The organism is Burkholderia sp. 3C (assembly GCF_054589155.1).
Genome location: NZ_BAAILN010000060.1, coordinates 1 through 11,382, shown reverse-complemented (window position 1 = coordinate 11,382; position 11,382 = coordinate 1). Strand labels below are relative to the sequence as shown.

At 68.3% G+C, this 11,382-nt stretch carries 7 protein-coding genes and 1 riboswitch; of the genes, 6 read left to right on the top strand and 1 reads right to left on the bottom strand.

Annotated elements, in window-relative coordinates:
* Both ACYP33_RS09915 and ACYP33_RS09910 read left to right on the top strand, forming a co-directional pair.
* Positions 1-4,001: glutamate synthase-related protein (locus tag ACYP33_RS09915; RefSeq protein ID WP_459621337.1), on the top strand; the 4,001-nt coding region annotated here is incomplete at its 5' end.
* Between the two features lie 92 nt (positions 4,002-4,093).
* Positions 4,094-5,560 carry a glutamate synthase subunit beta gene (locus ACYP33_RS09910; RefSeq protein WP_414443722.1) on the top strand — a complete coding sequence of 489 codons (1,467 nt, stop codon included), beginning with the start codon at positions 4,094-4,096 and terminating at the stop codon, positions 5,558-5,560.
* A 99-nt stretch (positions 5,561-5,659) separates the two neighbouring features.
* Here the strand turns inward: ACYP33_RS09910 and ACYP33_RS09905 are convergent, their stop codons facing one another.
* A complete protein-coding gene (locus tag ACYP33_RS09905) occupies positions 5,660-7,408 on the bottom strand; it encodes an ABC transporter ATP-binding protein/permease (protein WP_459621335.1) in 1,749 nt (582 codons plus the stop codon).
* A 281-nt stretch (positions 7,409-7,689) separates the two neighbouring features.
* Positions 7,690-7,822: riboswitch (TPP riboswitch) on the top strand.
* 259 nt (positions 7,823-8,081) lie between these two features.
* On the opposite strand from ACYP33_RS09905, the gene ACYP33_RS09900 reads away from it, so the two are divergent.
* The 4 genes from ACYP33_RS09900 to thiE all read left to right on the top strand — a co-directional run.
* Positions 8,082-9,224 (top strand): FAD-dependent oxidoreductase, encoded by a 1,143-nt coding sequence (locus ACYP33_RS09900; RefSeq protein WP_459621333.1) that lies wholly within the window; start codon positions 8,082-8,084, stop codon positions 9,222-9,224.
* A 30-nt stretch (positions 9,225-9,254) separates the two neighbouring features.
* Positions 9,255-9,452: a sulfur carrier protein ThiS gene (thiS, locus tag ACYP33_RS09895; RefSeq protein WP_206131798.1), complete on the top strand. Its 198-nt coding sequence runs from the start codon at positions 9,255-9,257 to the stop codon at positions 9,450-9,452.
* A gap of 26 nt (positions 9,453-9,478) precedes the next feature.
* Entirely contained in the window at positions 9,479-10,294 is an 816-nt protein-coding gene (locus tag ACYP33_RS09890; protein ID WP_459621331.1) for a thiazole synthase, read from the top strand.
* Positions 10,291-11,382 (top strand): thiamine phosphate synthase (gene thiE, locus ACYP33_RS09885; RefSeq protein ID WP_459621329.1); only part of this gene is annotated, 1,092 nt, incomplete at its 3' end. The genes ACYP33_RS09890 and thiE, both read left to right, overlap by 4 nt.

Genomic DNA, 11,382 nt, shown 5'->3' with positions numbered 1-11,382 from the left:
TGGCGCTGGTGCACCAGCGCTTCTCGACCAACACGTTCCCGGCCTGGGAACTGGCCCACCCGTACCGGATGATTGCCCACAACGGCGAAATCAACACGGTGAAGGGCAACGTCAACTGGCTGAACGCCCGCACCGGCGCGATCGCCTCGCACGTGCTCGGCGACGACCTGCCGAAGCTCTGGCCGCTGATCTACCCGGGCCAGTCGGATACCGCATCGTTCGACAACTGCCTCGAACTGCTCGTGATGGCCGGCTATCCGCTCGTCCACGCGATGATGATGATGATTCCGGAAGCGTGGGAACAGCACACGCTGATGGACGACAACCGCCGCGCGTTCTACGAATACCACGCCGCCATGATGGAGCCGTGGGACGGCCCCGCCGCGATCGCCTTCACGGACGGCCGCCAGATCGGCGCGACGCTCGACCGCAACGGCCTGCGTCCGGCGCGCTACATCGTCACCGACGACGACCTCGTGATCATGGCCTCGGAAGCCGGCACGCTGCTGATCCCCGAATCGAAGATCGTCAAGAAGTGGCGCCTGCAGCCGGGCAAGATGTTCCTGATCGACATGGAACACGGCCGCATCATCGACGACAAGGAACTGAAGGACAACCTCGCGAACGCGAAGCCGTACAAGAGCTGGATCGATGCGGTGCGCATCAAGCTCGACGAGATCGACGCGAAGGACGAGGAAGTCGCCGCGGAACGCCGTTCGGCGTCGACGCTGCTCGACCGTCAGCAGGCGTTCGGCTACACCCAGGAAGACCTCAAGTTCCTGATGGCGCCGATGGCCGTCAGCGGCGAGGAAGGCATCGGCTCGATGGGCAACGATTCGCCGCTCGCGGTGATGTCGAACAAGAACAAGACGCTCTACAACTACTTCAAGCAGTTGTTCGCGCAGGTCACCAACCCGCCGATCGATCCGATCCGCGAAAACATGGTGATGTCGCTCGTGTCGTTCATCGGCCCGAAGCCGAACCTGCTCGACACGCAGAACGTCAACCCGCCGATGCGGCTCGAAGTGTCCCAGCCGGTGCTGGACTTCAAGGACATCGCGAAGATCCGCTCGATCGATCAATACACGGGCGGCAAGTTCAGCGCGTACGAACTGAGCATCTGCTATCCGGCCGCCTGGGGCAAGGAAGGCATCGAGGCGCGTCTGGCCTCGCTGTGCGCCGAAGCCGTCGATGCGGTCAAGTCGGGCTACAACATCCTGATCGTGTCGGATCGCAAGACCGACGCGGATACGGTCGCGATTCCGGCGCTGCTGGCCACCTCGGCGATCCACTCGCACCTGGTCGACCAGGGCCTGCGCACCAGCACGGGCCTCGTCGTCGAAACCGGCTCGGCGCGTGAAACGCACCACTTCGCGCTGCTCGCGGGCTACGGCGCGGAAGCCGTGCACCCGTACCTCGCGATGGAAACGCTCGCCAAGATGGCCGAAGGCCTGCCGGGCGACCTGTCGGCCGAGAAGGCGATCTACAACTTCACGAAGGCGGTCGGCAAGGGCCTGTACAAGGTCATGTCGAAGATGGGCATCTCGACGTACATGTCGTACACGGGCGCGCAGATCTTCGAAGCGGTGGGCCTCGCGAGCAGCCTCGTCAACAAGTACTTCAAGGGCACGGCCTCGAAGGTCGGCGGCATCGGCCTGTTCGAAGTGGCCGAGGAAGCGCTGCGCCTGCACCTCGACGCGTTCGGCGACAACCCGATCCTGCGCGACATGCTCGACGCCGGCGGCGAGTACGCGTTCCGGATTCGCGGCGAAGACCACATGTGGACGCCCGATTCGATCGCCAAGCTGCAACACGCGACGCGCAGCAACTCGTACCAGACGTACAAGGAATACGCGCACCTGATCAACGACCAGACGCGCCGTCACATGACGTTCCGCGGCCTGTTCGAGTTCAAGGTCGATCCGTCCAAGGCGATCCCGATCGACGACGTCGAATCGGCCAAGGAGATCGTCAAGCGCTTCGCCACCGGCGCGATGTCGCTCGGCTCGATCAGCACCGAGGCGCACGCCACGCTGGCCGTCGCGATGAACCGCATCGGCGGCAAGTCGAACACCGGCGAAGGCGGCGAGGACGTGAACCGCTACCGCAACGAACTGCGCGGCATCCCGATCAAGAACGGCGATTCGCTGCGCTCGGTGATCGGCGAGGAAGTCGTGCGCGACACCCCGCTGAAGGATGGCGATTCGCTGCGCTCGAAGATCAAGCAGGTCGCGTCGGGCCGCTTCGGCGTCAATGCCGAATACCTGTCGTCGGCCGACCAGATCCAGATCAAGATGGCGCAGGGCGCGAAGCCGGGCGAAGGCGGCCAGTTGCCGGGCCACAAGATCTCGGAATACATCGGCAAGCTGCGTTACGCGGTGCCGGGCGTGGGCCTGATCTCGCCGCCGCCGCACCACGACATCTACTCGATCGAGGATCTGGCACAACTGATCCACGACCTGAAGAACGTCAACCCGGTCGCGAGCATCTCGGTGAAGCTCGTCTCGGAAGTGGGCGTGGGCACGGTCGCGGCCGGTGTGGCCAAGGCCAAGGCCGATCACGTGGTGATCGCCGGCCATGACGGCGGCACGGGCGCCTCGCCGCTGTCGTCGCTGAAGCACGCCGGCACGCCGTGGGAACTGGGCCTCGCCGAAACGCAGCAAACGCTCGTGCTGAACGGCCTGCGCGGCCGCATCCGCGTGCAGGCCGACGGCCAGATGAAGACGGGCCGCGACGTCGCGATCGGCGCGATGCTCGGCGCGGACGAATTCGGTTTCGCAACGGCGCCGCTCGTCGTGCAGGGCTGCATCATGATGCGCAAGTGCCATCTGAACACCTGCCCGGTCGGCGTGGCGACGCAGGACCCGGTGCTGCGTGCGAAGTTCTCGGGCCAGCCCGAACACGTCGTCAATTACTTCTTCTTCGTGGCCGAGGAAGTGCGCGAAATCATGGCGCAACTCGGCATCGCGAAGTTCGACGACCTGATCGGCCGTGCCGAGCTGCTCGACACGCGCAAGGGCGTCGAGCACTGGAAGGCGAAGGGCCTCGACTTCACGCGCGTGTTCTACCAGCCGCAAGTCGAGAACGCCTCGACGCGTCACCTCGACGTGCAGGATCACGGCCTGGAGCGCGCGCTCGACCACACGCTGATCGAGAAGGCGAAGGGCGCGATCGAGAACGGCGAGCACGTGTCGTTCATCCAGCCGGTGCGCAACGTCAACCGTACGGTCGGCGCGATGCTGTCGGGCGTGATCGCCAAGAAGTACGGCCGCGACGGCCTCGACGACGACGCGATCCACATCCAGTTGAAGGGCACCGCGGGCCAGAGCTTCGGCGCGTTCCTCGCGAAGGGCGTCACGCTCGATCTGGTCGGCGACGGCAACGACTACGTCGGCAAGGGCCTGTCGGGCGGCCGCATCATCATCCGTCCGACCAACGATTTCCGCGGCAAGTCGGAAGAGAACATCATCTGCGGCAACACGGTGATGTACGGCGCGCTGGAAGGCGAGGCGTTCTTCCGCGGCGTGGCCGGCGAGCGCTTCTGCGTGCGCAACTCGGGCGCCACGGCGGTCGTCGAGGGCACGGGCGACCACGGCTGCGAATACATGACGGGCGGCGTGGTGGTGGTGCTCGGCGAAACCGGCCGCAACTTCGCGGCCGGCATGTCGGGCGGCCTGGCCTATGTCTACGATCCGGACGGCATGTTCGCGGCCAAGTGCAACAAGGCGATGGTCGCGCTCGATCCGGTGCTGCAACAGGCCGAACAGGAACGCACCGTCGACCGTGGCCTCTGGCACACCGGTCAGACCGACGAAGCGCTGCTGAAGGGGCTGATCGAGCGTCACTTCCAGTTCACCGGCTCGCCGCGCGCGAAGTCGCTGCTGGAAAACTGGGATGCGGCGCGCCGCCAGTTCGTGAAGGTGTTCCCGCACGAATACAAGCGCGCACTCGGCGAAATGGCCGCGGCGAAGGCCGCCAAGCAAGCCGCCGTCGCAGCCTGACGCAACCGATCGATACCAACTAGCGAACGCGCCCGCCGCCAGCGGCGGGCGCGGGTCCCCTCCCGAACCACCCAGATTCAGACGAGAACCTTATGGGCAAGGCAACCGGTTTTCTCGAGTTCGAACGCCGCCACGAGGCGTACGAGGCTCCGCTCACCCGCGTAAAGCATTACAAGGAATTCGTCGCGGCGCTGTCCGACGAAGACGCGAAGATCCAGGGCGCACGCTGCATGGATTGCGGCATTCCTTTCTGCAACAACGGCTGTCCGGTCAACAACATCATTCCGGACTTCAACGATCTCGTGTATCGCCAGGATTGGCAGCACGCGATCGAGGTCCTGCACTCGACCAACAATTTCCCCGAGTTCACGGGCCGCATCTGCCCGGCGCCGTGCGAAGCGGCCTGCACGCTCGGCATCAACAACGATCCGGTCGGCATCAAGTCGATCGAGCACGCGATCATCGACAAGGCCTGGGCCGAAGGCTGGGTCAAGCCGCTGCCGGCCGCGCACAAGACGGGCAAGAAGGTGGCCGTGGTCGGTTCCGGCCCCGCCGGCCTGGCCACCGCGCAGCAACTGGCGCGCGCCGGCCACGACGTCACCGTGTTCGAGAAGAACGATCGCGTGGGCGGCCTGCTGCGCTACGGCATCCCCGATTTCAAGCTGGAAAAGTGGCTGATCGACCGCCGCATGCGCCAGATGGAAGCCGAAGGCGTGACGTTCCGCACCGGCGTGTTCATCGGCAAGGACCCGCTGCCCGAATCGATCGGCAGCCTGGCCAAGGAAACCATCTCGCCCGATACGCTGCAGGACGAGTTCGACGCGATCGTGATCGCGGGCGGCTCCGAAACGCCGCGTGACCTGCCGGTGCCGGGCCGCGACCTCGCGGGCGTGCACTACGCGATGGATTTCCTGCCGCTGCAGAACCGCGTCAACGCCGGCGACAGCCTGCCCGACCAACTGGTCGCCAAGGGCAAGCACGTGATCGTGATCGGCGGCGGCGATACCGGCTCGGATTGCGTCGGCACCTCGAACCGTCACGGTGCGGAATCGGTCATGCAGTTCGAACTGCTGCCGCAGCCGCCCGAGCAGGAAAACAAGCCGATGGTGTGGCCGTACTGGCCGATCAAGCTGCGCACCTCGTCGTCGCACGACGAAGGCTGCGAGCGCGATTGGGCGGTCGCCACCAAGCGTCTCGAAGGCTCAAACGGCAAGGTCGAGAAGCTGATCGCCGCGCGCGTCGAATGGAAGGACGGCAAGATGACCGAAGTGCCGGGTTCCGAATTCGAGCTGAAGGCCGACCTCGTGCTGCTGGCGATGGGCTTCACGCAACCGGCCGCGCCGGTGCTCGACGCGTTCGGCGTCGCCAAGGATGCGCGCGGCAACGCGCGTGCGGCCACCGAAGGCGAGCGCGCCTACTCGACCTCGGTCGACAAGGTGTTCGCGGCCGGCGACATGCGTCGTGGCCAGTCGCTCGTGGTGTGGGCGATTCGCGAAGGCCGCCAGTGCGCGCGTGCGGTCGACGCGTTCCTGATGGGCCATTCGGAACTGCCGCGCTGATCGGGCGGCAGGCGCGGCGCGCGATGCGGGATTCGCGCCGCGCGCCATGAAAAAAAAGAGCACGCCCTGGCGTGCTCTTTTTGCTTTGCGGCGCCGGGATTACGCGGCGTCGCGCTGCACGTCGAACGTGCGATCGTGGAACGCCGTCAGCGATTCGCGGTGCGCGATGCTGACGATCGCCGCGCCCGGCAGGCGCGCGGCCAGCAGGCCGTAGAGCAGCGCTTCGTTGTCGGCGTCGAGTGCGCTGGTCGCTTCATCGAGGAACAGGTAATCGGGCTTGTGCAGCAGCGCGCGCGCGCCGGCCAGACGCTGCTGCTCGCCCGGCGAGAGCACCTGGGTCCAGTGGTTCGACTCGTCGAGCCGCGTCGCGTAATCGTCCAGGCCGAAATCGCGCAGCACGGCGCGGCATTCGTCGTCGCCGAACCGCTCGGCCGCCGACGGGTAGGCCAGCGCCGCCTTCAGCGTGCCGATCGGCAGGTAGCTGCGCTGCGGCACGAACATCATCCTGGCGCCCACCGGCGCGTCGATCGCGCCGTCGCCGAACGGCCAGAGGCCGGCCAGCGCGCGCATCAGCGTGCTCTTGCCCGCGCCCGACGCGCCGCGCACCAGCCAGCGCGAACCGGGCTCGATCGTCAGGTCGCCGATGGTCGACAGCGGCCGGCCGTCGGGCAGCGCGAGGCGCAGGCCCGAGGTGGTCAGCGCCTCGGTATCGACCAGATGCAGGTTGATGCCGCCGTGCTCGGTGGCCGGCGACATCGTTTCCTTCAGGTGCGAGGCGCGCGTGATGCGCTTGAATTCGCGCAGACGATTGACGGTCGCGCGCCATTCCACCAGCGTCGGGTAGCTGTTGATGAACCACGAGAACGAATCGCTGACGGTGCCGAACGCACTGCTGATCTGCATCAGCACGCCGAACGAATAGGCGCCCGCGAAGTAGCGCGGCGAGGCCACCGCGATCGGGAAGATGATCGCGAGCTGGCCGTAGAAGCTCAACACGAAGTTCATGCGCCGCGTGTAGGCCATCAGGCGCCACCAGTTGTCGCGAATCCGCTCGAACAGGCCGAGCGCGTTCTGCTTTTCACGCGAGGTGCCGTCGAAGAACGCGATCTGCTCGGCGTTTTCGCGGATCCGGATCAGGCCGAAACGGAAATCGGCCTCGACGCGCTGCTGCTGGTAGTTGATCGACACGAGCGGGTGGCCCGCCTTGTGCGTCAGGTAGGAGCCGACCAGCGCGTACAGCGCGGCGGCCCACACCATGTAGCCCGGGATCGTGACCTGCGAGCCGCCGAACGGAATCGACAGCGCGCCGGCGATCGACCAGAGAATCACCACGAACGAGCACAGCGTGACGACCGTGGAGATCAGGTCGAGCGTCAGCGCGAGCGTGGAGGTGGACAGCGAGTTCAGGTCGTCGGTGATCCGCTGGTCCGGGTTGTCGGTCAGGCGGTCGCGTTCGATGCGGTAGAACGCGCGGTCGTTGAACCAGTCGTCGAGCGCCCGGTTGGTGATCCACTGCCGCCACCGGAAGCCGAGCATCTGCCGCAGGTAGGTGCGGTAGATGGCCAGGATGATGAACGCGAACGCGTAGCCGGAGAACACCAGCAGCAGGTGCGGGACCTGCGCGGCGTCCTTCTGCTGCAGCGCGTTGTAGAACCCGGCGTTCCAACTGTTGAGCCGGACGTTGATCCAGACGATCACGAGGTTCATCGCGATGATCGAGACGAGCAGGCCCCATGCGATCTTCCATTCCGAAGACACCCAAAAGGGCTTGATGAGGCTCCACGCGGAGATGCGGGCGTCGCCTGGCGGCGCGTCGTTCGGGCGGGCGACGGGGGACGAGGGAGTCATGGGCTTCCTGCGGTGGGCGGCGCGATGCCGGGGTGGGTCGGAACGAGGCGCGCGGCGGCGCACCTCAAATCGTGCCATATGACAGCGGCTCGCCGCGGATTGTGCGGCGCGTCGCTTAAACGGCTCTTAACCGCGGCGGGCGCGGTGTCGCAAGCGCTTTGTCAGCAAGGCCGGCCGGGCATTGGCGGCTATTGTGCCAGCACCGCGCCGCCGCGCGCACCGGCGCTTCGGCCGCAGGCCGAGGTTTGCGGCCGTTTCGGCTTCTGTGGTCTAATGTCCGCCTGACGAAACAGGGGTGCTTTGCTGCCAGCTTGGTCCGGTAACGGATCGCACGGCGTGCGGCGGCAAGGCTGAGAGAGACCCTTCGCACCCGATCCGGGTAATACCGGCGCGGGAAGTTTCCGATTCCACCGGGTCGCGCCCGCCGCCATCGTTTGGGATGTGCCGGCATGCGTCGTCCGGTCGGCTCCGGCCGCTGGTTTCGTCCGTTCGATTGCGCCCTCGCGCGTTACGGAAGGAAGCCCATGTCTGTTCTGCCTGTCCTGTTGTGTCCCCCCGGTTTCGATGCTGCGTGCCGTCCGTTGTGGTCGGCCGCCGATGCGCGCGCGTTGGTCGCGTGCGGCGCGGCTGCATGCGTTGTGGCTGCGTTTCGCGCACGTGCCGAGGTGAGGCGATGAGCGGCGCATCCGCTGCACGCGCCGATGTCGCCGTGCTCGGCGGCGGCCTGGTCGGCCGGCTGATCGCGTGGCGGCTCGCCGGCACAGGGCTGCGCGTGTCGTTGTACGAACGCGGCGACGCGGCCGGCTCGGGTGCTGCCGCATGGGTGGCGGCAGCGATGCTCGCGCCGCTGGCCGAGGCTGCGAGCGCCGAACTGTTGATCACCGAACTGGGCGCGGCCTCGCTCGAACGCTGGCCCGGCTGGCTCGCCGAGTTGCCCGAGCCGGTGTTTTTCCAGCGCAACGGCACGCTGGTGGTGTGGCATCAGGCCGACCGCGCCGAGGCGCCGCTGTTCGAACGGCGCGTGCGCGCCAATGCGCCGGCCGCGCTCGTCGAGGGCGGCTTCGTCGCGCTGGCGGGCGCGCAGGTGGACGCGGCCGAGCCGGCGCTGGCCGGCCGTTTCGGGCGCGGGTGGCTGCTGCCGCGCGAAGGCCAGCTCGACAACCGCCAGACGCTCGCCGCACTGGCCGCGGGCCTGGCCGAGCGCGGCGTCGACACCCACTGGCACACCGCCGTCGATGTCGCGCCCGAACCGCGCGCGCACCTGACGATCGATTGCCGCGGCCTCGGCGCGAAGCCGGTGCTGCCGGCGCTGCGCGGCATTCGCGGCGAGGTCGCGCGCGTGCATGCGCCCGGCATCGGCCTGACGCGGCCGGTGCGGCTGCTGCATCCGCGCTACCCGCTCTACATCGCGCCGAAGCAGAACGATCTGTACGTGATCGGCGCGACCGAGGTGGAAGGCGAGGACATGTCGCCCGTGAGCGTGCGCTCGGCGCTCGAATTGCTCAGTGCCGCGTTTTCCGTGCATCCGGCATTCGGCGAGGCGCGCATCCTCGAACTCGGCTCGCAATGCCGGCCGACGCTGCCCGATCACCGCCCGGCGATCGTCCGTTGCGGTGAGGCGACGCTGGCCGTCAACGGCCTCTACCGGCACGGCTTCATGATCGCGCCCGAGGTGGCGCAAGCCGCCGTCGAGTGGGTGCAGGCGAGGTTCGGCGGCGCGCCGGGCCTGCATCGCGCCGATGCCGACGCCTTCGCCGCCTGGCGTGCCGCCGCGCGCTGGCCGGACCTGTTTCAGACCGACGCGGCGCATGCGTAAGGCGCCGCCCCCGACCTACCGAATCCCGCCATGGACATCCAGATCAATCAACAGACGCTGACGCTCCCCGACGGCGCGACCGTCGCCGACGCGCTCGCCGCCTACGAGGCCCGCCCGCCGTTCGCGGTGGCCGTCAACGGTGCGTTCGTCGCGCGCACGCGCCACGCCCAGCACGCGCTGGCGGCCGGCGACCGGCTCGACGTCGTGCATCCCGTCGCGGGCGGCTGAGCCGCGCGCCATTACAGGACTTCCTCATGACGCTCCTTGCTCCCCCCGATTCGCTGACGCTGTACGGCACCACGTTCCAGAGCCGCGTGCTGCTCGGCACCTCCCGCTATCCGTCGCTGCAATCGCTGTCCGATTCGATCGTCGCCTCGAAGCCCGGCATGGTCACGGTCGCGCTGCGTCGGCAGATGACCGCCGGCACCGCCGAGGCCGGCTTCTTCGATCTGCTCAAGCGTCACGACGTGCCGCTGCTGCCGAACACGGCCGGCTGCCAGACGGTGGCCGAGGCGGTCAACACCGCGCAGATGGCGCGCGAGGTGTTCGAGACCGACTGGATCAAGCTCGAACTGATCGGCGACGACTACACGCTGCAGCCGGACCCGGTCGGCCTGATCGAGGCGGCGGCGTTGCTCGTCAAGGACGGTTTCAAGGTGCTGCCGTATTGCACGGAGGATCTCGTGATCGGCCGCCGGCTGCTCGACGCGGGCTGCGAGGCGCTGATGCCGTGGGGCGCGCCGATCGGCACCGGCAAGGGCGTGATCAACCCGTACGGGCTGCGCGTGCTGCGCGAGCGGCTGCCGGACGTGCCGCTGATCGTCGATGCCGGGCTCGGCGTGCCCTCGCATGCGTGCCAGGTGATGGAGTGGGGTTTCGACGGCGTGCTGCTGAACACGGCCGTATCGCAGGCCACGCATCCCGAGATCATGGCGCGCGCGTTCGCACAGGGCGTCGAGGCGGGGCGTGCCGCGTATCTGGCCGGCCCGATGGATGCGCGCGAAACCGCGCACGCGAGCACGCCGGTGGTCGGCATGCCGTTCTGGCACCACGACGGAGGCGCGCAATGACGGCCACCTCCGCCACGCCCGCCTCGCGTTTTGCCGCGCTGTTCTGGCCGCCGGCCGACGAACTCGCCGCAGCAGCCGAGCGGATTCGGGCGCGGCTCGGCGAGTGGCCGGCGCGCAGCGAGCCGGCGCGAATCTGTGTCGCGGCACCCGAACACTCGCAGGCGGGCGACCTGCTCGTGACGACAGCGCGCGATGCCGAAGCCGAGGCCGGTGCCGCGCGCGCGGCCGCGCTGATCGCGGCGGGCGGTGCGGTGATCGAGATCGACGAGCGGCATGCCACGCTCAGGACCGCGCAGGCGCGCTACGCGCTGACCGCCGCCGCGCCGCTGGCCGACGACTGGATCGCCGCGCTGGCCGCGTTCGTCGACTGCGGCTTCGCGCAGCACGACGCGCTGGTGCTGGCGCTCGCCTGGCGCGACGGGGACGAGAACGGCCCGGCGGGCGATGGCGCTTCGTGGCCGGTCGATCCGGCCCGTTTTCCGTCGATCGCCGGCGCGCCGGCCGCGCCCGAACCGGCGTTCGCGCCGTGTCCGGCCCGGCTCGGGCTGTATCCGGTGGTGCCGTCGGCCGAATGGGTCGAGCGCGTGCTCGATTACGGCGCGCGCACCGTGCAATTGCGCGTGAAGGGCGCCACGCCCGATCAGCTCGCCGCGGAAATCTCGCGTGCCGTGGCGGCCGGCCGCCGTTACCCGGACGCACGCGTGTTCATCAACGACCACTGGCGGCTGGCGATCGAAGCGGGCGCGTACGGCGTGCATCTTGGCCAGGAAGACCTGGAGACGGCCGATCTCGGCGCGATCGCCGCGGCCGGGCTGCGGCTCGGGCTGTCGAGCCACGGCTATTACGAGATGCTGGTGGCGCTGCGCATGCGGCCCAGCTATCTGGCGCTCGGCCCAGTGTATGCCACCGCGACCAAGGCCGTCGCCGCGCCGCCGCAAGGCCTCGCGCGGATCGCGCGCTATGCGCGCTTCGCCGGCCGGCGCGCGCCGCTGGTGGCGATCGGCGGCGTCAGCGCCGAGCGGCTGCCGGCCGTGATCGCCACCGGCGTGGGCAGCGTCGCGGTGGTCAGCGCGATCACCGCGGCCGAC

What these genes read in the sequence shown, in the direction of transcription:
- ACYP33_RS09905 (WP_459621335.1), bottom strand. Translation starts at nt 7,408, where the DNA reads ATGACTCCCTCGTCCCCCGTCGCCCGCCCGAACGACGCGCCGCCAGGC.
- ACYP33_RS09890 (WP_459621331.1), top strand. Translation starts at nt 9,479, where the DNA reads ATGACGCTCCTTGCTCCCCCCGATTCGCTGACGCTGTACGGCACCACG.
- thiS (WP_206131798.1), top strand. Translation starts at nt 9,255, where the DNA reads ATGGACATCCAGATCAATCAACAGACGCTGACGCTCCCCGACGGCGCG.
- ACYP33_RS09900 (WP_459621333.1), top strand. Translation starts at nt 8,082, where the DNA reads ATGAGCGGCGCATCCGCTGCACGCGCCGATGTCGCCGTGCTCGGCGGC.
- ACYP33_RS09910 (WP_414443722.1), top strand. Translation starts at nt 4,094, where the DNA reads ATGGGCAAGGCAACCGGTTTTCTCGAGTTCGAACGCCGCCACGAGGCG.